Annotated in this window: 20 protein-coding genes; 11 read left to right on the top strand and 9 right to left on the bottom strand. The window is 51.3% G+C overall.

The annotated features are described in order from the left end of the window. The first annotated feature begins 57 nt into the window (after positions 1 to 57). The gene (locus ACEW81_RS13690; RefSeq protein ID WP_373533562.1) at positions 58 to 1,608 is read left to right on the top strand and encodes a hypothetical protein; all 1,551 of its coding nucleotides are present in this window, start codon (positions 58 to 60) and stop codon (positions 1,606 to 1,608) included. A gap of 111 nt (positions 1,609 to 1,719) precedes the next feature. On the opposite strand, the gene ACEW81_RS13685 is transcribed toward ACEW81_RS13690, so the two are convergent. From ACEW81_RS13685 to queA, 3 genes are all read right to left on the bottom strand, one after another. Then, entirely contained in the window at positions 1,720 to 2,292 is a 573-nt protein-coding gene (locus ACEW81_RS13685) for a hypothetical protein (RefSeq protein ID WP_373533561.1), read from the bottom strand. A gap of 176 nt (positions 2,293 to 2,468) precedes the next feature. Continuing rightward, positions 2,469 to 2,789, bottom strand: a complete 321-nt coding sequence (locus ACEW81_RS13880) for a hypothetical protein (protein WP_472922803.1) — start codon at positions 2,787 to 2,789, stop codon at positions 2,469 to 2,471. Positions 2,790 to 3,090: 301 nt separating this feature from the next. Beyond that, positions 3,091 to 4,194 (bottom strand): tRNA preQ1(34) S-adenosylmethionine ribosyltransferase-isomerase QueA, encoded by a 1,104-nt coding sequence (gene queA / locus ACEW81_RS13675; protein WP_373533559.1) that lies wholly within the window; start codon positions 4,192 to 4,194, stop codon positions 3,091 to 3,093. Positions 4,195 to 4,413: 219 nt separating this feature from the next. Here queA and ACEW81_RS13670 point away from each other — a divergent pair, with 219 nt between their 5' ends. Further along, the gene (locus ACEW81_RS13670) at positions 4,414 to 4,812 is read left to right on the top strand and encodes a hypothetical protein (protein ID WP_373533558.1); all 399 of its coding nucleotides are present in this window, start codon (positions 4,414 to 4,416) and stop codon (positions 4,810 to 4,812) included. Between the two features lie 12 nt (positions 4,813 to 4,824). On the opposite strand, the gene ACEW81_RS13665 is transcribed toward ACEW81_RS13670, so the two are convergent. After that, positions 4,825 to 6,165 carry a metallophosphoesterase gene (locus ACEW81_RS13665; protein WP_373533557.1) on the bottom strand — a complete coding sequence of 447 codons (1,341 nt, stop codon included), beginning with the start codon at positions 6,163 to 6,165 and terminating at the stop codon, positions 4,825 to 4,827. 453 nt (positions 6,166 to 6,618) lie between these two features. On the opposite strand from ACEW81_RS13665, the gene ACEW81_RS13660 reads away from it, so the two are divergent. Next, a complete protein-coding gene (locus tag ACEW81_RS13660) occupies positions 6,619 to 6,786 on the top strand; it encodes a hypothetical protein (protein ID WP_373533556.1) in 168 nt (55 codons plus the stop codon). A 919-nt stretch (positions 6,787 to 7,705) separates the two neighbouring features. Continuing rightward, positions 7,706 to 8,602, top strand: coding sequence for a matrixin family metalloprotease (locus ACEW81_RS13655; protein ID WP_373533555.1), 897 nt, complete (start codon positions 7,706 to 7,708; stop codon positions 8,600 to 8,602). Between the two features lie 6 nt (positions 8,603 to 8,608). Here ACEW81_RS13655 and ACEW81_RS13650 read toward each other — a convergent pair whose 3' ends face one another. The 3 genes from ACEW81_RS13650 to ACEW81_RS13640 form a co-directional block, all read right to left on the bottom strand. After that, positions 8,609 to 9,013 carry a cupredoxin domain-containing protein gene (locus ACEW81_RS13650; RefSeq protein WP_373533554.1) on the bottom strand — a complete coding sequence of 135 codons (405 nt, stop codon included), beginning with the start codon at positions 9,011 to 9,013 and terminating at the stop codon, positions 8,609 to 8,611. Then, entirely contained in the window at positions 9,010 to 9,225 is a 216-nt protein-coding gene (locus ACEW81_RS13645) for a hypothetical protein (protein ID WP_373533553.1), read from the bottom strand. Before ACEW81_RS13645 ends, ACEW81_RS13650 begins: the two co-directional genes overlap by 4 nt. A gap of 105 nt (positions 9,226 to 9,330) precedes the next feature. After that, positions 9,331 to 9,558, bottom strand: coding sequence for a hypothetical protein (locus ACEW81_RS13640; RefSeq protein ID WP_373533552.1), 228 nt, complete (start codon positions 9,556 to 9,558; stop codon positions 9,331 to 9,333). A gap of 162 nt (positions 9,559 to 9,720) precedes the next feature. Here ACEW81_RS13640 and ACEW81_RS13635 point away from each other — a divergent pair, with 162 nt between their 5' ends. Further along, positions 9,721 to 10,758 carry an adenosine deaminase gene (locus tag ACEW81_RS13635; protein WP_373533551.1) on the top strand — a complete coding sequence of 346 codons (1,038 nt, stop codon included), beginning with the start codon at positions 9,721 to 9,723 and terminating at the stop codon, positions 10,756 to 10,758. 164 nt (positions 10,759 to 10,922) lie between these two features. Beyond that, positions 10,923 to 13,931: a phosphoenolpyruvate carboxylase gene (locus ACEW81_RS13630; protein WP_373533550.1), complete on the top strand. Its 3,009-nt coding sequence runs from the start codon at positions 10,923 to 10,925 to the stop codon at positions 13,929 to 13,931. A gap of 41 nt (positions 13,932 to 13,972) precedes the next feature. On the opposite strand, the gene ACEW81_RS13625 is transcribed toward ACEW81_RS13630, so the two are convergent. Then, positions 13,973 to 15,628: a cytochrome c biogenesis protein DipZ gene (locus ACEW81_RS13625; protein WP_373533549.1), complete on the bottom strand. Its 1,656-nt coding sequence runs from the start codon at positions 15,626 to 15,628 to the stop codon at positions 13,973 to 13,975. A gap of 240 nt (positions 15,629 to 15,868) precedes the next feature. Between ACEW81_RS13625 and ACEW81_RS13620 the strand changes: the two genes are divergently transcribed. The 5 genes from ACEW81_RS13620 to ACEW81_RS13600 all read left to right on the top strand — a co-directional run bounded on the left by ACEW81_RS13620 (position 15,869) and on the right by ACEW81_RS13600 (position 20,096). Next, positions 15,869 to 17,032 (top strand): N-acetyltransferase DgcN family protein, encoded by a 1,164-nt coding sequence (locus ACEW81_RS13620; RefSeq protein ID WP_373533548.1) that lies wholly within the window; start codon positions 15,869 to 15,871, stop codon positions 17,030 to 17,032. 44 nt (positions 17,033 to 17,076) lie between these two features. Continuing rightward, positions 17,077 to 18,135 (top strand): dipeptide epimerase, encoded by a 1,059-nt coding sequence (locus ACEW81_RS13615; protein ID WP_373533547.1) that lies wholly within the window; start codon positions 17,077 to 17,079, stop codon positions 18,133 to 18,135. Then, positions 18,135 to 18,461: a DMT family protein gene (locus ACEW81_RS13610; RefSeq protein ID WP_373533546.1), complete on the top strand. Its 327-nt coding sequence runs from the start codon at positions 18,135 to 18,137 to the stop codon at positions 18,459 to 18,461. Before ACEW81_RS13615 ends, ACEW81_RS13610 begins: the two co-directional genes overlap by 1 nt. A 306-nt stretch (positions 18,462 to 18,767) precedes the next feature. Beyond that, positions 18,768 to 19,742 carry a nucleotidyltransferase family protein gene (locus ACEW81_RS13605; protein ID WP_373533545.1) on the top strand — a complete coding sequence of 325 codons (975 nt, stop codon included), beginning with the start codon at positions 18,768 to 18,770 and terminating at the stop codon, positions 19,740 to 19,742. Positions 19,743 to 19,802: 60 nt separating this feature from the next. Next, a complete protein-coding gene (locus ACEW81_RS13600; protein ID WP_373533544.1) occupies positions 19,803 to 20,096 on the top strand; it encodes a hypothetical protein in 294 nt (97 codons plus the stop codon). 57 nt (positions 20,097 to 20,153) lie between these two features. On the opposite strand, the gene ACEW81_RS13595 is transcribed toward ACEW81_RS13600, so the two are convergent. Continuing rightward, positions 20,154 to 20,965 (bottom strand): hypothetical protein (locus tag ACEW81_RS13595; protein ID WP_373533543.1); only part of this gene is annotated, 812 nt, incomplete at its 5' end.

Genomic DNA, 20,965 nt, shown 5'->3' with positions numbered 1-20,965 from the left:
CGACCCTGAAATCAGCAAAATGCAGGCTGATTGCAGATAAAAAGGAGAGAGAATTCCATGATGAATGGCCTCAATTCCCCTATGGGATTTAAGCAAATGGCAGCCACACAAGCAACAACCGCACTCCCTGCCAAAGTTGCTACTCAGCAACAACTTGCGGCTGACAAAACCGCAGCCCCCAGCACCATGGGTGCAGCCACGCTGAGCGGGGGCATGGGAGATGCGCTGTCTAAAATTGTTACCTTATTAACCACTTTATTAACGCAAATCCTGGGTGGTGGCACGTCAGGTATGGCGCCTTCATCTTCAGTGGCTGCCGACGCAGAGGAAGCCTCCTCACTATCAGGTGACAATAACAGTGATGGCGCTATGTCAGGAATGACTTATAGCAAATCACCCGATGAACAACAGACATATACAACAACCTATGATGCGGCTGATGAAGACCCTGTTGAGTTGCCGACCCAATCTGTAGACGCAGAAGTTGGAGAGATAGTTCAACAGCCCGTGGAAGAAATGGGAGAGGTGGACCAATCCCCAGTGGAAGACATGGGAGAGACAACCGACCTTCCAGCCGAAACCATTGAAGATTCCCCACACACTGATCCAGATCCCGTGGAAAACTACACACCAGCGCCAGCGCCCACACCAACGACTACACCAGCGCCTTCCCCAGCAACAACACCAGCGCCCACACCAACGACTACACCAGCGCCTTCCCCAACAACAACACCAGCGCCAGCGCCCACACCAACGACTACACCAGCACCTTCCCCAACAACAACACCAGCTCCAGCGCCCAAACCACCGGTGTACGAAAAACCCAAAACGCCAGCTCCAGCGCCAGCGCCACATCCAGCGCCAGCCCCAGCTCCAGCGCCCAAACCACCGGTGTACGAAAAACCCAAAACGCCAGCTCCAGCGCCAGCGCCTGTGAAAAACTACGCACCAAAACCAGCACCTACGCCGGAGACGAAGCACCCGCCAAAACCGTACCATGACACCGAGAAAGGTAAAAGTTATGGTGATCCCCACTTTGTAGGATTTGGTGACGAAAAGTACGATGTAATGGGTGAAGCCGGAAAAATCTACAACATCGTATCCGATCGTGATCTACAACTGAACGCCAGGTTTGTGGACTTCAAAAAGCAACCCGGTGGCACGGTTATGGATGAAGCCGGAATCAGCTCTGGTAAAGATAAGGTCAAATTCAAGCTCAATAAACCAGCAACCCTGAATGGCAAAGAGATGACCGTTGGTAAAACATACCAGCTGGACGCCTCTGGCAAAGCCAAATGGGACGGCAAGACCTTACGCTTTGAAAACAAGGAGTACAACATCAACCTAAGCAAAGATCCCACCAATGACGAAGCCATTCTGAATGACGTGCGTATTAAGAAAGGCGCTAATCCATTGGCAGACGGGGTCGCTCCACACGGCTTGCTCGGTCAGACCGCCGATGGCGTTAAAGGTGAACGCAAAGGCAAAAACAACCCGGGCAATCCCTACAAACAAGGTAGCACAGTTATTGACGGTACCCACAAGGATTACCAAGTCAAGAACCTGTTTGATACCAGTTTCACTAAAAACAACCGCTTCAATAAATAATTTCCAGTAACTGGAAATTATTCACCAAAGCCCTCACTCCCAACAGAGTGGGGGCTTTGGGCTGAAAGTAGCAAAAATAAGGAAAGCCCAGAAATCGCCCGCATTGAACGTCTAGCGCTCAACGTTTGTTAAAGCCGCTTTCAACCCTAGCGCCTGCTCTTTCAGGCTTTGCTGAACATGTCCCCTTAACCCGTTTAAGGAACGCACAAAGGCAACCGTTCCAGAACCAGAGGCACCCAAAATACCACCCAGCACAGGCCCTGCGGTTAACAACGCCGTTAAGGGCCAGCTTTTTTTAACCAGTTTCACCAAACCACCACCAGCCAAGCCCAGGGAACCACCGCCCAACGCCCCTACCAGGCTGCCTCGCCAGGTGTCGCCCAGCAATACCGAAAACGCTTGCCACCCATAGGCCCCCACCTGCTTACTTTTAGCAATGGCCCGGTCCAGCACAGGCCATCCGGTTAAGCGGGTTTCATACAAATTTTCAAGCAGCGAAGCGCCATCAGGCGTACCCGCCACCCGCTCCAGTTTCAGCGGCACCCGAGACGTATTGAGCACGGTACCCCCTAAAGACTGCGCAATGGCCGTCATACCGGAAACGGGAGCATTGGCGCTACTATATAATCCTGGCCGGTTCAGGGCGGTAAATGAGTTGAGGGTGGGTGGAAATCCAGTGGACATGGATCGACCTGCAATAATGACCTAAATGAAACCGGGTTGATTTATGGATACAACGATGATTATTATAACAAAACCGAAGCAGGGCCAATATGGCCTTTTACGCAAATTTAAAGGGCCTAAAAAGTATTAGCCGCTTCATCACCCCGCAAGTGTTGCCATGATGATTCTTTAATGGTTCAATAAGCAACACTTGAACTGTGTAAACCAAAGTAAAAGGACTTCCCCCCATCATGGCCAGCGTTTGTGAAGTGTGCGCCAAGCGTCGCAACAAATCCAACAAAATTTGCTTCTCCAACAAGCATCACCGTTTTTTCCAGTACCCTAACCTGCAAAAGTGCAAGGTTGTACTGCCCAGCGGCCAACACAAAACCATTAAAGTTTGCACCAGCTGCATTCGGGCCAATAAAATCCGCAGAGCAGTGACTGCTAGCTAACCTTCGTTTTTCAAGCTCAAAAAACCTCGCCTTGTTGCGAGGTTTTTTGTTATAAAACTTCACACGCTATCATCAAGCATGCTGCAGTGGGCTTTATAAAGCAGAATCACCCCACCGAAAACCCACCCCAATCTCCCCAGCAGCGCCGATCCAGCTTACTGGCGGGAGGCAGCCTGTGTGCTGGTGTCCAAGTTTACCCCTCCTCTCTTCACCCCCTATCCCTGAATTTCTCTTTCTCCCTCTCCCCCTCTCTATTCCTTTCCCTTTGCTATTAACCCGGCCCCGCAGCAGCGGACGCCGGGCTTTTCATTGCCCAAACAACACTCAAGGCTCAGGCCCAAAGCGCCAACCCAGCGCTCGGCAGCTATACAATCAACATGCAATCGCCGTAGGAATAAAAGCGATACCCTTGATCCAGGGCTTCCCGATAAGCGTTGGCAATCTGTTCTCGTCCGGCAAAAGCGCTAATGAGCATTAATAAGGTAGATTTAGGCAAGTGGAAGTTGGTTAGCAGCATATCCACCGCCTGAAACTGAAAGCCGGGGTAAATATACAGCTTGCTCCACCCGGAACCGGCGCTCACTTCACCGGCGGATTCCGCAGCCACGGTTTCCAGGGTTTTGGCCACCGTAGTGCCCACCGCTAAAACCCGCCCACCGTTTTTCCGGGTTTCCTGAACGGCTTGAGCGGCCTCAGAAGGCACCGTATAAGCTTCCGGGTCCATCTGGTGCGCCCGGATATCATCATCTTCCACGGTGCGAAACGTCCCTGAACTGACCGACAGCGTAACTTCCGCCCGGTTAACCCCCTGCGTTTGCAGGCGTTCCAGCATTTGAGGGGTAAAGTGAAGACTGGCGGTGGGGGCCGCCTGAGCGCCCGGCACTTTGGCAAATACGGTCTGGTAGCGCTCTTTATCGCTTTCCTCGGGATCTCTGCGCAAATAAGGGGGAATCGGCATCAAGCCCACTTCCGCCATCAAGGTAGGCACATCCCCATGTTCCGCCGGGTGAACCCGTACCTGGCAGCATCCCCGCTCGCCCACCGAAAGCACTTCCAGCGTGGCCTGCGTGTTGGGCAGCTCTACCATGGTACCGGGCTTTAGCTTGCGGGCCGGGCGCATTAAAGCGCTCCACACACAGCCATCGGCGTCCCCTTCCGGGTGCAGCATTAAAATTTCCACCCGACCAGTCAGCCCCCGACGATTGCCATAAAAGCGGGCGGGCAACACTTTGGTGTTATTCAAAGTCAGCAGGTCGCCAGCGGCTAAAAAATTCGGTAAATCCTGAAAAGAGTGATGGGCAATCTCCCCCGTCTTACGGTTCAGCACCAGCATTCGGGCGCTGTCCCTTTCCGGCAGAGGGTAGCGGGCAATCAGGGCTTCTGACAGCGGGTAATCGTAATCATCAACGTGCAGTCCGCTTCTGTTAGGCTCAAACAAGCCAGCGGTGGAAACAATGGAGTGGGTCATGGAAGGGCCTTGAAAAGATTGAAGGGAAATTGAAGAAAAAAACGGCGCACGGCGCATGGAAAGCAGGAAAACGGGCTAAGGAAAAAGTATGGAACGTATAACCATACAGTCTTTCTAAAATACCCCAAACCACCCCCAAAATCGAGCCTGGCCCCGCCCTGAAAATATCCAAAGGCCGTACAATAAACAGAGGCAAGCATTCAGCAAAGGACATCACCATTGAACACCCCTTCCCAAACCAGTCCAGCCAATCCCTTTAAAGCCATTGCCACGCAACGCCCACTGGTGGCCATTCCGGGGCAGAGAAATGGCTATATTCAGCTGGCCACAGCCACAGAAATCACCACCTACGCAAACCTGCCCGAAAGCCTGTTCACCGCGGCCAAAGACTGGGCCGCATTGCTGGAACAGTCGGGATCGCCCAGGGTGTACTGGATCACGCTATCCGAGGTCACCCGGCACTTGCACATTCACCTGTTCCCCCGCTGGCCGCAGGATTCCATCCAGGGCATCGCCCTGTTTGAAACCCGAGACACCCAGCCCCACCCCCTCTGGACGCCCGAGCAAACCCACCAGTTAACCCAATGGGCCAACCGACATCAGGTAACGCTGGGTTAAGCCTTAATCCGGTTAGCCAATGCCGCTTTGAATGGTTTGCAGGGAGAATTCAGCAGGCCCTTGGCTGATGCCACCCTGCTTTTCAATACATAAAATACCGCAGCGTTCCACCTTGTTAAAGCGCACTTCCGGGCTCAGGTATTCAAGCTCAACGGGATCTTTGGTTAGTTTAAACAGGTTGATTACCGGCTTCCAGCTGCCGGTGTTGAAATAATAGGCGCTTTCACTTAAGGGCAACACCCCGGGAATATGGGTGTGTCCAAACGCAATCAGGCGATAGCCCTTCTCCCGGTGCAGCTTTTGGGCGGCCTTGTATTGAAATTTATTGGAATGGGTGCGCCGCATCAGTTTAGAGGTTAAAAAGGAGATCACCGGCAAAATCCAGGGAATCCCCAGAATCAGCTTGATGATTAAAGGCAACATGGGCCGAGGCCACTGCAAACGATGGGTCATGTAGGCCACCATTTGAGGGTCCTGCAAAATTTCAGCGATAACCGCCAGCACGATATCCTGAACGCCCGCCCGTTTGCCCTGACTTTCCGGCAGACTGGCAAACTCGTGAGACACTGTTTGCACCCAAACTGGCAACAGGGCCAAGGGACGCAAGTACTCAATATCGTGCAAGCGACTATGAATGCGGTTAATAAACGCGTCGGAATACCCGCTGGCCCGAAAGCGGTCAATGGCCATTTCCACAAACCGGTTCACAATCAGCACGTTAATCACGTCTCCCAACGGCGGATCGCCCGGATTGTCCCGCCGATTAAAGGGATCTTGCAAATGCCCATGCTCAATGTATAAATCCAGTTCATCAGAAGCATAAAAAGGCACAAACCGAATCCGTTCCTGAGTTGCCGCACCCTCTGGCGTTGGCGCCAAAAAGTTTTTAACCACCTGTTGGCTATCGGGATACTGCTGGAGCATGCCATCGTGGTTGCCGAACACATAAATAATTTCGGCCAGCGGGTGCTGCAACAATTGGCGCAAGGCCTGAAAAGTGGCCTGATTGTTTTCCATCAGGGCCAGTAGTAATTCATCCAGCTTGCGCTGAACCAGAGGCCGGTTGTCATCCCAGGGCATGATGTCATCAAACCAGGAACCGGTAATGTCCAGAATATCCCCGTTTAAAATCAGCTGAATGCGGTCATTGGGTTTAATATTGGCGTTCAGCTGGGTCAGAAAAAGACGGAAATTTCGACGGCGGGGGTTTTCGGGTTCAGCCGCCTCATCATAGGGATGAGTATTCAGGTGAACGTCGCTTACAATGTAGGCTTTCAAGCGCCCTTGCGAGGATTCCGTATCTTCAGGCAACCCGAAAAAGCCTTGATCCGTTTGAACCGAAGATCCCATCATGCCAGGTTACCGCCAGCCAACAATTTACTCATCCTAGTATTATACGCATTTTCACCATTTCCAACCGTGCGTGCGCTCGATTCATCAAACCTTTACCACCGCAACGCCTATAAAATCCGGCAGAGGGCCTGCATTTCCCAAAGAGCTGACTGAGCGCTCAGGCTTACCAGTATTGCTTTTCAAGGGTGAAAAACCTTAAAGAAAACTTCACTGCATCCAGGATCAGACAGGGCCTTTTGATAGTGCTTTTGTAAAAAACACGTAAAAAACTCGATGAGTTACCGACGCCCAAAGGCTTGTTTCGATCGTTACTAGCCAATGGAGGGGGGACAAAGCGGATAAAAAATGTTAAATTTCTATCATCATTGATGTGATCACAAGATCCAGTTTACGCTTTTAAAAAACAGATCCAGTTTTAACGTTCGGACGAGGCATATGAGGAGGTTAGACGCAATGGCAATTCCAAAAGCGCGTTATGAAAAAAAACATGGTGGCACCAAAAATAGAGGCTACTTTCCCCATATTGTGAACACCCCTCAGGCGGGTATCGATTTAAATGATTTTGAAATTCCCCGCTATGAAGAAATGAAATTTTTAACGCTGGAAGATTTAGAAGAATAATGAATTAATTAAAAGTAACGTATTCAAAAAGGCAGGCTCCAGGGCTTGCCTTTTTGGCTTTGAATTTCAAACAATCAGGCGTTCAACAAAACCTGTAAACACACTCTGTCATTAGATTTTAGAAAAAAGAAATAAGGCACTTTCCGGGCTTGACGACAGAGACAATTTTTCAATTGTTAAAGTTTTGAAATGATACTTCATTTACTATATCGTGCGTAAGGGCTGCGGCTTTAACATAGTAAAACTGCTTGGTGTAATCGCGTTAATTCCTTGAAAGCCCACTCAATCGGTTACCGATTGACTTTAAGCAAGGGGTTGGCAAATCGGAGAGAGTTCGCAGTTGAATCGCATTAGAAGGGTTCAAACCACAGTTTTCGGGCTTGGCTTGAAACTTTATCAGTCTGTCTCCACCGATTTGGAAGACTGAATTAAGCTTGTCCTTATATTTAAGGAAGGGCTTCATTTGGCATCACTTCCGGGGATTGCACCAAGCACTTTTTGCTTTTTATATAAAACAGCGTTCTCGTTTTTGGATCCAATCATACTTAAACAGGCTCAACACTAAAGGCTTGAAGTTCCCCATTAATTGCATGAATCTTGCTTCCCAGCCCACTGTTGCGGCGCACCGTTCATCACGCATCCCCACTGCATAGTATAAGTGCTGGAAGTACCCCATACCCAGCACTGGTAGAAAGCCTCAGGCCTTTTAAAGCGCTACGGGGTCCAGATTGAAGCTCTTCCTGAGCGCTTGCTGTTGAGTCATTCCATGGGCGTGAATCGATCAGGGAACAGGGTCATGTCTTTGCGAGTAGGGATAAACATCCTGCCGTTATATTAACTTTCATTCTCATGCTTGTTTTTTTATTTTAAATATGAAATACTTCATACAATCGAATGCTAAAGCGTGGAAAGTGAATGAATGAAGTTATGGATCGCCTTCTGTTGCCTTTTGCTGGCAACCCAAGCAGAATTTAACCACTTGCATCACGGGCAAAACCTGCCACCACAAAACACGCCCAGCGGCAGAGCCTTTGTCACACAGTCCAGTCCAGGATCTTTTGCCCACGACTATGATATCAATTTTGGGGAAAGCTGGCAGTCGGTGCGTATTTTTCGCCTGCTGGAACCCTTGGGTAACCCCCTGAAGGTTTATGTGGCCTCCCCGCATAATGCGGCCATTTATAAAGAATCTTACCGTTCCTATGTGGCGGAAAGCCTTCGCATGTGGAATGAGGCCCTGGATGGTCGCCTGAATTACAGTTACACCAAAAACCGGAACGAAGCCGACATTACTCTGGACTGGGTTCCTGCCTTTCAGGATAAGTATGTGGCCGGACTGACCACCTACCGGGTGGGGCATGCCAGCATTGAAATCAAGACGGTGGGTATCCCGGAGGCTGATATTAAAGGCAACATCATTCATGAGGTTGGCCATGCGCTGGGTATTTCCGGGCACAGTAACGCTTCTGGCGATATTATGGTTGGAACCCGCAAATGGCAACGCACCGATACCGCCTACAACCCCAAGCTTTCCCAGCGTGATATTCGGGCCATTCAAAGGCTGTACAGCCTGACCTGGAAAAAGGGAGAAGACTTATACGCCACCCAGGCCCAAAGCGCTCCCTTGCCCGCTGTGGCCAGCACTCAAAAGAATCTTCCCAACATCACCCTGAAGCCACTGGATGATACCGACTTGGTTCGCTGGAATGAAGCACAGACCCGAGAAACGCAAGCCAAGACCGATCAACCGGAGACCCTTCGGGCCCGGTTCACTCAAATTTTCCCAAAAACGGGGCTTCAGCCCAATAAGCGCTGAAGAGGCTTATTTGAATGTAATCTTGCCCTTCATCATACTCATGCCGCACTGGAAAGACATCTCGCCCGGCTGTTGCGGCTTGATTTCCACAATCTGGCTTTCACGCGAGGGCAGGGGTAGCTTCACGCTCTCGGCAGGAATTTCAAGGGTTTCGCCACAACTGTGCTGACCGGGGTCTTCATCCCGGTAGAACTCAATTTTAAGGGGCTGACCAGCTTTGGCCTTGATATGGCTAGGCTGATAGCCATGTTTAACCACCACTTTCACGGTTTGAGTACCATCTGGCTGAGCAACAGCGGATACCGGCTTGGAAGCGCATCCCAGCAGTAAGGCTGGAAAGCCCAGCAAAGCCATCAGCAAGCTACCCGCACGAAAGAGTTGCCGCGTTCGCTTCTGTCCGGGACGCTTCATCGCTCAATCCTCTTCACCGCTTTACAATACATGCAAATATAGTTGGGCTGCCCCCAGGAGTCTTCCCCCTGATAGCTCATAGGCTCCCCACACCGACAAATAATCCCCTCAGGAATAGCTTCCAGCCGACTGCCCTTGCACTGGCTGTTCATGCACTTGTAACGATCATCCACCATCAGGGTGCGTCCATCGCAAACAGGACATCGCGCCATTCAGATTTCTCCTTACACTGCCTTCTAAAATTAAAAGCGTTCTAACTTTAAAACCAATGGGCCTTAAAAGCCGCTTGGTACCCACAGTAGGGCCAGCACAAGCGGTTAGCCGATTTTAGTGGCCCCCATAATGTTGCCCATCAATACATTAACCGCCACCCGATCGCCGGGCTGAGGGTTGGCGTAAAAGGCCTCCGGGTTGATTCGCATGTGCTGTACAGCCGCATCCCCGCTCACCCGATAACTCAACTCATAATACAGGCTCTCATGAATCTGGATAGGCTGAACCGCCACCAGGGTAATTTCCAGGGTTTGTTGCAAACCAGACATCATGGGTAAGAGACTCCTGAATGACGAGTGCTTCATTTTTTTGAAACAGATTAAAGGACACACCTTCCAAAATACTACGCCCAAGCTCCATTCTCAAGAATGGCATGTGCGCCAAAAGCAGGGTAAACTGTTCGATTAATTGGAAGTAACATAGGAGCGTTCGCCATGTCGCTAACACCCACTCTGGAAGCCCTGATTCGCCAAATGCCAAAAACAGAGCTGCATTTGCACATTGAAGGCTCGCTGGAGCCGGAATTGATGTTTGCCATCGCCCAGCGCAATCAAATCAAGCTGCGTTTCAATAGCGTGGAAGAAGTGCGGGCCGCTTATGATTTCCATAACCTGCAATCTTTTCTAGATATCTATTATGAAGGCGCTCAGGTGTTGATTCACCAGCAGGATTTTTATGATCTGACCCGCGCTTATCTGGATAAAATGGCCTCCGAAAACGTACGCCATGTGGAAATTTTCTTCGACCCTCAAACCCACACCGAGCGAGGGGTAGCCTTTGAAACCGTGATCAAGGGGATTCATCAGGCCTTGGTGGATGCCCAGTCCGCTTATGGCATCAGCTCCCGGCTTATTTTGTGCTTTCTACGCCATCTCAGCGAAACAGAGGCCATGTTAACCCTGGAACAAGCCTTGCCCTTCAAGCAATGGATCACCGCCGTAGGACTGGATTCATCGGAAGTGGGCCATCCCCCTGAAAAATTTAAAACCGTGTTCGATCGGGCCAGAAACGAAGGCTTTTTAACCGTGGCCCATGCCGGGGAAGAAGGCCCACCTGAGTATATTTGGCAGGCGCTGGATTTACTGAAAGTCAGCCGCATTGATCACGGGGTTCGCTGCCTGGAAGACGCCGCTTTGATGGAACGCTTGAAACAGGCCCGCATGCCCTTAACCGTATGCCCGCTTTCCAATATCAAACTGCGGGTGTTTGATGACATGCGGCAACACAACCTGAAAACCCTGTTGGCCCAAGGGCTATGCGTTACAATAAATTCAGATGATCCAGCCTACTTTGGGGGCTATGTCACCGAAAATTACCTGGCCGTTCAAAATGCCTTAAATCTATCGGTTGAGCAATTGATTCAATTGGCCAAAAACAGCTTTGAGGCCAGCTTTTTAAGCGAAGCGGAAAAAGCCCCGCACATCCGGGAACTGGATCACCTGCTGCAAGAGTGCGCCATCAGCACCCGTTGAGCCCGCTTCTGGACTTTACCTGATTCAACTAAAAATGCCGGGTGCTTTGAACCGCCCGGCATTTTAATTGGATGGGAAATAATGAGAAACCGGCATCAAATCAAGCCCGCAATTTGATAGGGTAAACCCTCGCGCTTGGCACTCATTTTTGCTATGATTGAACGATGGAAATTTTACTTGAGCAACCTGTCAGCGTGTTATCCCAACAGGATCTTTACCTGTCGGTGCTGAATCAATTACCCTCCCTGGACGCCGTTCGGCCTGACATATCGGCAGGCGCTTCTACAGAAATAAAGCCACCCGCCACCCTGTTTGAAAAAGCGGTGAGTACCAAAACAGGAGACGCTTTAAGCGATGATGTGCGGTTGCTGGGGGCCTTGCTGGGCCTCATTATTTCCGAGCATGAAGGGGAAGACTTCTACCGTTTTATTGAAACCCTGCGGCAATCCTCCAAGGATGCCCGCCGTCAATCTGGCCAAATCGGGGTGGAGTGGATTCACCGGGTGATTGAGGCCGAATTGCAGGGTAAAGACGACGTGGCACAGCGCGCCCAACTCCATCGGGCGGTGGCCGCTTTTCGGCTCTTTCTGCTATTGGCGGGCATTGCGGAGGAGTATCATCAAAGCGAAAAATTCAACACCACCCATCACGGAACCCCCCAAGGGTTAACCGGTGCGGTCAATGAGGCCAAAGCCCAAGGCTACAGCTTGCCCGAGCTGGAGCAAGTGATTGACGATATCGACGCCCGACTGGTGATTACGGCCCACCCCACTAAAATTTTGCGGCAAACCATCCTGCACCACCAAAAAGACATTTTCTACATTCTGCAAGCCATGCACAGCCCCAACTTAACCCCCTTTGGGCAGCGGGAATTGCTGGATCAACTGAGTGAAAAAATTGAGGTATTGTGGGCCACTCAATTCAGCCGGTGGACCAAACCGGAACCCAGCGAAGAAATCAGCCGGGTGCTGAGCTATCTGACCCAAACTTTGTACACCACTTTGCCACAGGTGCATCAAAAATTACGACAGGCACTGGAGTACTATTACCAAACAGAATCGGATGCGCCCCAACGCCCCATAATGACCCTGGGCAGCTGGGTGGGCGGCGATATGGACGGGAATCCCTTTGTGGTGCCAGATGTCTTTGCGGACGCCTTAATTCGCCAGCACCGGGCCATTTTACAGTTATACATCCGGGATATTCGGGCCACGCTGGATAAAATCAGCCACGCCAACCACCGTATTGGCATGACGCCCGAGCTGCGGGATTCCATTCTGAACGATCTGGAAGAAATGAAACAGGCCCGACAGGATGTTCGCAATTACCCCGAGCAACTGGAGCGGGAACCTTACCGGCTCAAGCTGAATCTGATGTCTCTACGGCTGGAACGTACCTTAAGCCGCAATGTGTTTTTAACGGGTGATCCCAAACAAACCACCCCGTTTGTTTACCACCACAGCCAAACCCTGCTGGATGAACTGGCGCTGGTGTGCCAAAGCTTGCAGGAAAAAGGCTATCGCCGATCCGTGCATGTGCGGCTGGATCAGTTGAAACAAACCATCCAGATTTTTGGCTTCCACTTTGCATCTATCGATTTAAGAGAAGATAGCAGCCACATCAACCTGACCGCCAAAGCCATTCTGGGAGCCTCTGGGATTGAAACCACTGAGGCCACTCTGGAATCAGCCCTGAGCGCTGAAATCCTGTCTCCCAAAGTGTTGAATACCCAGCATTGGGAAACCGCCCAATTGCCCTTTGAAGAAAAAGAACAGCAGTTGATCCAGCGCATGCTAGGCATGCTGGAAATTGCCAACAAGGCCCGCCGCTTTATCAGTCCGGAGGCTTGCCGCAATCTGGTATTAACCATGGCCTCCTCCCCGCTGGATTTGTACTCCGCTTTGCTGGTGCTGAAAACCCAGGGCTTGTTCTATCCGGTGTTCGCCAATCCGGGCGAAAAGCCCCGCTACGAAAGCCATATAGACATTGTGCCGTTGTTTGAAACCATTCCCGATTTGCAGAACGCGGTGGGCATTATGCAGGCCGTGTTCCAAAATGCCGCTTACCGGGCGCATCTGGCTTGCCGAGGCAACCGGCAGATGATTATGGTGGGCTATTCCGACAGTAATAAAGACGGCGGCTACTTTACCAGCAACTGGAATATCTACAAAGCCCAGCAAGCCCTGTGGCAAGTGGCCAAAGCGGCCGGGGTGGAGCTTCGCTTTTTCCACGGACGAGGCGGTAATTTAGGCAGGGGCGGTGGTCCGGCGCAACGGGCCATTCAGGCATTACCGCCGGAAACCGTGCGTTTTGGACAGGATTTAACCGAACAAGGCGAAGTGCTTTCCCGCTTTTACAACGTGCCAGAAACCGCTCAGGCCCGGTGCGAAAGCTTGCTGAACGCCATTATCCGTAAAAATACGGAAGGCATGAAAAAGCCCAACCCAATTGATAATCAGTGGGAAGCCATTGCCGAAAAACTATCTGCCCATGCCCGAACCAAATACAACAGTCTGGTGCATGAAAACCCGCATTTTATCGAGTATTTTGAGCAAGTCACTCCCAAGGAAGTAGAACTGGTTAAAATCGGTTCCCGCCCCAGTCACCGGCGCAATGTGCAAACGGTGAGCGATTTACGGGCCATTCCCTGGGTGTTTCGCTGGTTTCAGTCCCGGCAAATTATTCCGGGCTGGTACGGACTGGGAACCGCCTTATCCCGCTTTGTGGCCGAAAATCCGGCTGAAAACGCCGCCTTGCTGCAAACCGTTTATCAGCAATGGCATTTTCTGGAAAGCATTCTGGAAAACAGCGAAATCATTCTGCGCCAGACCGATTTAAGCATTGCCCGCTACTATTGCAGCCTGGCCCAGGATCAGGAAAACACGCTGGCCATTCTGGCAGATATTGAAGCGGAATACCAGCTAACCCTGACTATGATTCGGGAAATTACCGGCAAGCCGTTGTTAAGCGAGCCTGAATCCCAGTTTTTAAAACGATCCATTGAGTTGAAAGAACCGTATCTCGATCCGCTCAATTACATTCAAGTGCGCTTGCTGTCCAAATACCGTCAACTCAGCCTGGATGAGCCGGATAACCCGATGATAGAATCCTATCACCGGGTCATCATTTCCAGCATTGAAGGCATTGCCACCGGCTTGGGCACCAGCGGTTAGTTTTTGCTTTTACCTACCGCCAAATTTAACTGCCACCAGATTTAACTGCCAAACGTAAAGGCGTAAGCGGATAAACCGGGGGAAGCGGCCTGCAATTCCAGCGTTCCCGGCTTGGCCTTATCCAAATCCAGCAGGGTATACAGGGTATGCTGGTTTACGGTAATGGTTTTAACCGGCTTGCCGTTCAGCAGTATTTTAACCGCCACGCTTTTTTTAGGCGGAACACCCATTACCAAAAATACTTTTTTGCCCCAAAAATGCAACCGCAAGGCAGCGCCTGCTTCCTGAGCAATCACTTTTTCGGAATCCACAAACCATTTGCCCTTTAAGGCCCAACGGTTCATGGGCAACTTGCCCGGAAAACTAAAGGCAGTGACCTGATCCGGCTCTAATCCCGGCGTTCCAAAAAAGGTTTGAGCCCTGGCGTATCCCAAATAAGTTTCGGGCGTTTGGTTGATGGCGTAGGAAGTAGCCGGTTTTTCAGCCATGGGTTTGTCTTTGGCGGTGAATTGACCCACACCCAGCAAGGCCCGGATATTGCTTTCGGTGGTGGCGTATTCCCCTTCTCCAAAGTGGGTGTAAACCACCCGGCCTTCGCGATCAATTAAATAGTGGGCAGGCCAGTACTGGTTGCGAAAGTTGGTCCAGGTATCCAGATGATTATCCAGCGCCACCGGGTACTGAATGTGATGTTGGGCCACCGCACGTTTCACGTTATCCAGTTTCTTTTCAAATTCAAATTCGGGGGCATGAACGCCCACAATCACCAGCCCTTGATCCCGGTACTTACGATCCCAACTGGTAATGTAGGGCAAGGTTCGCACACAGTTAATACAGGAATAGGTCCAGAAATCGATCAGCACCACTTTCCCCTTCAGGGATTTCATGGTGAGCGGCTGAGTATTAATCCAGGCGTTCAGCCCGCTAAATTCCGGGGCGGCGTAAGGCTGGGCCAATCTATTCACAAGCTTGGGGGTTGGCTTGGAAGCCTTCGTGGCAGCCGGTTTCGCCTGCGGCCCAGCCAGCGAGAAGTTCCAGGGTGATAAAGTGCCTTGGGCCGTCCCGATTACAGTGAGGATGATTAAAACCCCAAAGGCCTTACGCATCAAAACACTATGACGTTTAAAAAATGCAAGTTGAGTCATTAATTTTTTTCCTTGTAAGGTTAAAATCAACATGGGTAAAGCCGATCCCAGCGCAAAGGCCAAAATAGTCAGTGCGCCCGCCAAATCGGTTTCCTGTCGAATGGTTTGTACAATCACCGCGGTTAAAATGGGTCCGGCACAGGGGGTCCACACTAAGCCAATGGCACAACCCACCAGTAAGCCGCTCCAAAAGCCGGTATTATTGCGCTGGCGATTGATCATCCCTTGCCCGAAATCCGATAAACGAGCAGTGAAGGCGGCGAAAAAATCGGACAGGCTTTCAGACAGTAAAATAATGCCAAACCCAATGAGAATATAAAAGGAAATTTGGCGCAGCAGCTCCGCATCAAGGCCCAAGGCTTGCACCAGTTGACGGGATAGCAGCGTAAACAAACTGAATGCGACCACAAATCCAAAAATCAGGCCATAGGGACGCAGCTTGCCGCCATCAATGCCGGTGGACAACAAAATGGGCAACACCGGTAAAATACAGGGGGAGATAACAATGGCCAACCCTTCCAGAAAGGCCAGTCCCAGGTTTAAGATATCCAATGCACCAACGCTCCTTACCGAACTCATGACCTGAGTGACATAACCAACGACGCCCGGAAAGCCAAAAGCCCCGTTATGTTGGGTAAAGACGTGCACCGTTTTAAAAAGTTGAATGGTTGCGCTGAAATGTCACCAAACTGATACACGGCATTTTCTATTTTTTAGTTTTCAATTGCCTTGAAAAGCCCTAGAATAAAAGCCTGAGGCAGTTTTGAAATCATACGACTGAGAGCGTGGTCAATGGCCAGTACGGAAGCCCCTTTTCCCTTCCATCAAGCGGAAGAGACGCCTTTGGTAATTTTATGCGAAGGCTCTTTTGGAGAATCCCAATCCAAGTTGGCGCTGGGCGTCATTCGCTACGGACAATGGCCCATTGCCGCCGTTGTAGATAGCACTCATGCGGGCAAAACCGTGCGGCAAGTAACCGGCCTGCCTTGTGATGCCCCCATTGTGGCCCATCTGGAAGCGGCCCTCACCTATCAGCCCAAAGCCCTGCTGATTGGCACCGCCCCGCCCGGTGGACAATTGCCGCCAGAATGGCGAGCCATTCTAAAGCAGGCCATTGAGCACGGGTTGCATTTGATCAACGGATTGCATTTTTTCCTGTCTGAGGAACCTGAACTGGTATCATTGGCCCAACAACGACAAGTTTCGCTGTGGGACGTTCGGGACCCGGCGGCATACGGACCCAATCGGTTCCAGAGCATCAACCTGCAAAAGCCACGGCCTGAGCATTTAAAAGTGGTGGCCATGGTGGGTTCCGATTGTTCCGTGGGAAAAATGCACACCGCCCTGGAGTTATACGCCGCCACCCAGGCATTGGGAGAAAGCAGCGCCTTTGTGGCCACCGGGCAAACCGGCATTTTAATCAGCGGTAAAGGGGTGCCTCTGGATCGGGTGATTGGGGACTTCATGGCCGGAGGCATTGAAACCTGTATTCAGGAATGCGTTCAGGAAAAAGCCACCGCCCAGGCTCAACAGGAGCCGGGGCGCACCCATTACGTGTTTGTGGAAGGTCAAGGCTCATTAATTCATCCGGCTTATTCCGGGGTAACGTTATCCCTATTGCACGGGGCCAACCCGGATGCCCTGATTTTATGCCATAAGGCCGCACTGGAAACGGTGCGTAACTACCCTCAAATCCCCATGCCCGGTATGAAGGAACTGATTGCCCTGTATGAAATGGCGGCCAGCTGGGTGCGTCCCATCGGTCAGCCCAAGGCCAGGGTGGCTGGAATTTCGGTAAACACCGCCGACTTAACAGAAGAGGACGCCGAACGCTACCTACTGCAAATGCGTCTGGAAACCGGATTGCCAGCCACCGATCCGGTGCGCTACGGGGTTCAAAGCTTGCTGGAAGCGCTGGCCATTGCCCCGGTTCAAATTACCACGCCTCAAATTTAAGTCGATTTTCCGCATTTTAAAAGCGCTTGAAGGGAACTTTTAGCTTGAAATTACAGTATGAGACACTGGACATTCCTTATGAATTTACCTTCACCATTTCCCGGCATTCCCACAGCCATGCCACCACGGTGATTGCCACCCTGAGCTGGGAGCGGAACGGACAAACCTATCAGGGGCAAGGGGAAGCGGTTCCTTCCCAGTTTTACGGAGAAGACGCCCAATCCGTATGCCGGTTTTACCAGCAGTTAACCGAATCGGGCCTGCTCAGCGATTTAACCCCCTTTGACCTGCAAAAACTGCATACCCGCTTTGCCGCGCTGGAAGGCAATATGGCCGCTAAATCCGGGATCGATCAGGCCTTTTACGATTTACAGGGGAAATATCTAAATATGCCAGTATGGCAGCTGTGGGGACTGGACCCTGCCCAAGCCCCCAAAAGCTCCTACACCATTGGCATTGCCGATTTGGATACCGTGAAACGAAAAACCGAGGTGGCCTTATCCCGAGGCTACGATGTGCTGAAAGTCAAACTGGGTTCCCCCAATGACGTGGAAATCTTTGAGGCCATTCGAGCATTGGCCCCCCATCCGCAAATTACCATGCGGGTGGATGCCAACGCTGGCTGGGAGGTGTCCGACTTTTTAGAAATCGCCCAGTTGCTGCGGGAAAACCATGTGGAATTTGTGGAAGAACCCCTCAAGCTGTCTTGTACGGATGAGGATTACGCCCGCTTGAAAGCGGAAAGCCCCTTGCCCCTGATGGCGGATGAAAGTTGCCATGTTTTAGGCGATATTCCCCGCTGCGCCCAGTATTTCCACGCCATTAACCTGAAGCACACCAAAACCGGCGGACTCACCGAAGCGCTGCGTATGATTCACGCCGCCAGAGCGCACGGATTGGGGATTATGCTGGGCGGCTTTGGGGAAAGCTCGCTATCAGTCACCGCCTTTGCCCAGCTCAGTCCCTTGGTGGATTACTGCGATTTGGACGGCGCCTTGCTGATGGCCGAAGATGCTTACGAAGGCATTCGCTTTGAGGGCAGCCGGTTCTACCTGCCCCACCGTCCGGGCCTGGGGGTGATACCTCGCCAGGGCCACCCCTGATGTGGGCCATTGTGCTGCTGGTTTTATCCAACGTGTTTATGACCTTTGCCTGGTATGGACACCTCAAGTTTCGCAGCTCCCCCCTGTGGATTGTGATTTTGGCCAGTTGGGGCATCGCCTTTTTTGAATACTGTTTGCAAGTGCCCGCCAACCGCATGGGCTACGGGCAATTTAACGGCGCCCAACTCAAAATTATTCAGGAAGTGATTACGCTGGCCATCTTTTGCCTGTTTTCGGTGTTCTACCTCAAAGAACCCCTCAAATGGAATTACATTCTGGGGTTTGGGCTGATTGTGCTGGCCGTGTTTGTGGTGTTTCGAGAATAAGCGGCAAACATGGGGGCCATTCGGTACTGATATTAACCCACCCCCTTTTTGAGATCCCTGCCGGTCATTTATACATCATGGAAAACCGGATGCTTGTAGTATGTTTTTTAAGTATAATTTGGCCAGTTTATTTTGGGCATTCAGTACTCAGGCTGAACCCATCTTTATGACAAGTGGGATCTATCTGTGCAAACAACCCGATTCATCAACGGAGTGGGGCTATCGGCGTTTTTTCCGGGAAGACAACAACACGCACTCAAACAGCCCCAGCGCCCAGCCGCCCCATTTAAAAGGGCCAGTACTGTCTTGGCAAAAAGTGAGCGTTTAGCCGAAGACACCCTGTTTTTGAAAAAATCGGACGCCAACCATACCCCACCCCCTCAACGCTCTCAAATCATACCCTTTCAACCCTTAATTCGCCGAGCGCCCATTGCTGAAATAGCAGAGGGGCTGGCCAAGGAATCGGGCCAAGGCTATGGCCTCATGCTTCAGGAAATGCGAAAAGCCTTTAGCGATCAGGGAACCCTCAGTGGCAGGGTCAAAACTCCCGCTTCCATTGCCGACAAATTAATTCGAGTGGCCCAAAAAGAAAACATCACCACCATTTCCCCAAGTTGGGCCAAAGCCAAAATAACGGACGCCATCGGGTTCCGGCTTATTTTACGGCAAGGCGGCCCTCAGGAGATGGATCGCTGCGTACAAAGTTTGGCCCCATTAATTGAAAACAATCGCATGGCGTTGCTGGAAATCAACGATTATCACGGCCCTCGCTGCGCCTCCTATTTATCCACCCCAAACTTGAAAACCCTGCTAAAGGCACATCAAACAGCCCATAAAGCTTTACCAGAGCCTTTAAAAGCCCCCTCGGTTCAAGTTATCCATCACACCCCACAAGCCGTCAAATCATCGGGCTATACCGCACTTCAACTCAAAGTGCGTTTTCAGGATGGCACACCGGGGGAGCTGCAAATCCGTGGCCCCCAAGTGGAAAAGGTGGCCAGCGTCGAGCATCTGGTCTATGACATTCGAAAAGGCAAAACCTTGCCCGGTAGAAATGTTTCCAGTTCAGGCGGACTGGACAAACGTAAGCTGGAAACCATCATTCACAACCTTTCGCCCCGCCAAACCGAGGACTATCTGGCTTATCTGGCGCAGTACTATCAAAAAGCCCGCCTGCTGGAAATGGGTGTAAAACCCCAAGTTTCCCCTGTTTTAGCAGACAGCCTGCGCGGGTTTCCGTTGCTGGATTTACGACGAATACACGGGGCCTCGCTGGAATGACGGGCCACCGCCCCCCATTGCAATCCTTTCTAGTCCCTACCCTGAACCAAGGAACCACCCATGCTCCACCGAATAACACCCCACCTGTTTACCACCCCAAAGCCCTGGAATCCGCCCAGTCCGGCAGTCAACCCAAAAGACGATTCTGAAGAAGGGCACCCTCAAACTCTGGAATCCGGGCTTAAAACAGACACCTTTCAAAAAGCCTCGGACAAGCCGATTCCATTGTCCGAGAAACACAACACCCATTATGGTCCCATTCGGCACAAACGCTCTCACGAACACCGTTATCAGCCTTACCCACCCATCGTTAACAAACCACGAGCCGCCAAAGCCCAAAAAAACCAGCATTAAAAAAACCCCCGGCATCGAAAAGATACCGGGGGTTTTCGCTTCATAACGCCAAATTGTTTAGGGGAGGTTGTTGGATAACTTGGTGAGCAGGTTCAGCACCCCAAGGCCCACTGTGGATTTGGCGTTCGGATCCGTGGTCAGGCTCTGCATATAAGCCCGGTTCTCCTGATTGAACTGAGTCAGCCCAAAATCAATGGATCGTGGGTTGGTCAGAGCATCCTGGGCCAAATCTTCGGTGGTGAAGGAACGGTCCAGAATACGGTGGCCCCAAAGCGAGAAGTTCAGCAACTCTTTGGGTGAAACACCGGTTTTTGCAGCGAATTCGGTCACACCTGCCGGTGTTTCCACATTGGTGGTGGCCTTTAACAATTCGCTGGCTTTCAGGGTAGAATTACGGGTTTTAATATCCTTGGCAAACCCTGTAATGGCGACCTCATCAGTGGTAGGCCATACGTCTTCAGTGAGTTTAATATAGACGCTGCCATTTACCTTGCCGTCGTCCTTAAGGTCTAATTCACCCCATTTTCGGACCATATCCTTGTTTTCGGCAATTTGCTGGGCATTGTCTCTACTGCCCTGAAAAATGCCTCGGTTATGGCTTTCATCAGGAGCCAGCAAGGTTCGGAACGCCACATCACCATTGATTTCACCATCGTATAAGTCGTGGCCCAGCATCCTGAGGCCAATTCTAGCGAATTTGGTCATGCCAGACGGTTCACTGTCGCTCAAGATGGCTGTATTGACGTTGCCAGAGGTTTTAAACAACTGGTTCACAAAACCAGCCGTCATGTTGCCTTGGGCATCCACAGGGATATCTTTCAGCTCAAGACTTCCCGGATCAATAGGCCCGGTAGGGGTAGGGGTAGGGG

It is taken from the genome of Vampirovibrio sp. (genome assembly GCF_041737375.1).
Lineage (GTDB): Bacteria > Cyanobacteriota > Vampirovibrionia > Vampirovibrionales > Vampirovibrionaceae > Vampirovibrio.
Note: the sequence above shows the minus strand (reverse complement) of the source record. Positions and strands in the feature narration are given on the sequence as shown.

Excerpts from the sequence above, each read along its gene's own strand:
- ACEW81_RS13690 (WP_373533562.1), top strand. The coding sequence starts at position 58 with ATGATGAATGGCCTCAATTCCCCTATGGGATTTAAGCAAATGGCAGCC.
- ACEW81_RS13685 (WP_373533561.1), bottom strand. The coding sequence starts at position 2,292 with ATGTCCACTGGATTTCCACCCACCCTCAACTCATTTACCGCCCTGAAC.
- queA (WP_373533559.1), bottom strand. The coding sequence starts at position 4,194 with ATGACCCACTCCATTGTTTCCACCGCTGGCTTGTTTGAGCCTAACAGA.
- ACEW81_RS13665 (WP_373533557.1), bottom strand. The coding sequence starts at position 6,165 with ATGATGGGATCTTCGGTTCAAACGGATCAAGGCTTTTTCGGGTTGCCT.
- ACEW81_RS13660 (WP_373533556.1), top strand. The coding sequence starts at position 6,619 with ATGGCAATTCCAAAAGCGCGTTATGAAAAAAAACATGGTGGCACCAAA.
- ACEW81_RS13655 (WP_373533555.1), top strand. The coding sequence starts at position 7,706 with ATGAAGTTATGGATCGCCTTCTGTTGCCTTTTGCTGGCAACCCAAGCA.
- ACEW81_RS13650 (WP_373533554.1), bottom strand. The coding sequence starts at position 9,013 with ATGAAGCGTCCCGGACAGAAGCGAACGCGGCAACTCTTTCGTGCGGGT.
- ACEW81_RS13645 (WP_373533553.1), bottom strand. The coding sequence starts at position 9,225 with ATGGCGCGATGTCCTGTTTGCGATGGACGCACCCTGATGGTGGATGAT.
- ACEW81_RS13640 (WP_373533552.1), bottom strand. The coding sequence starts at position 9,558 with ATGATGTCTGGTTTGCAACAAACCCTGGAAATTACCCTGGTGGCGGTT.
- ACEW81_RS13635 (WP_373533551.1), top strand. The coding sequence starts at position 9,721 with ATGTCGCTAACACCCACTCTGGAAGCCCTGATTCGCCAAATGCCAAAA.
- ACEW81_RS13630 (WP_373533550.1), top strand. The coding sequence starts at position 10,923 with ATGGAAATTTTACTTGAGCAACCTGTCAGCGTGTTATCCCAACAGGAT.
- ACEW81_RS13620 (WP_373533548.1), top strand. The coding sequence starts at position 15,869 with ATGGCCAGTACGGAAGCCCCTTTTCCCTTCCATCAAGCGGAAGAGACG.
- ACEW81_RS13610 (WP_373533546.1), top strand. The coding sequence starts at position 18,135 with ATGTGGGCCATTGTGCTGCTGGTTTTATCCAACGTGTTTATGACCTTT.
- ACEW81_RS13600 (WP_373533544.1), top strand. The coding sequence starts at position 19,803 with ATGCTCCACCGAATAACACCCCACCTGTTTACCACCCCAAAGCCCTGG.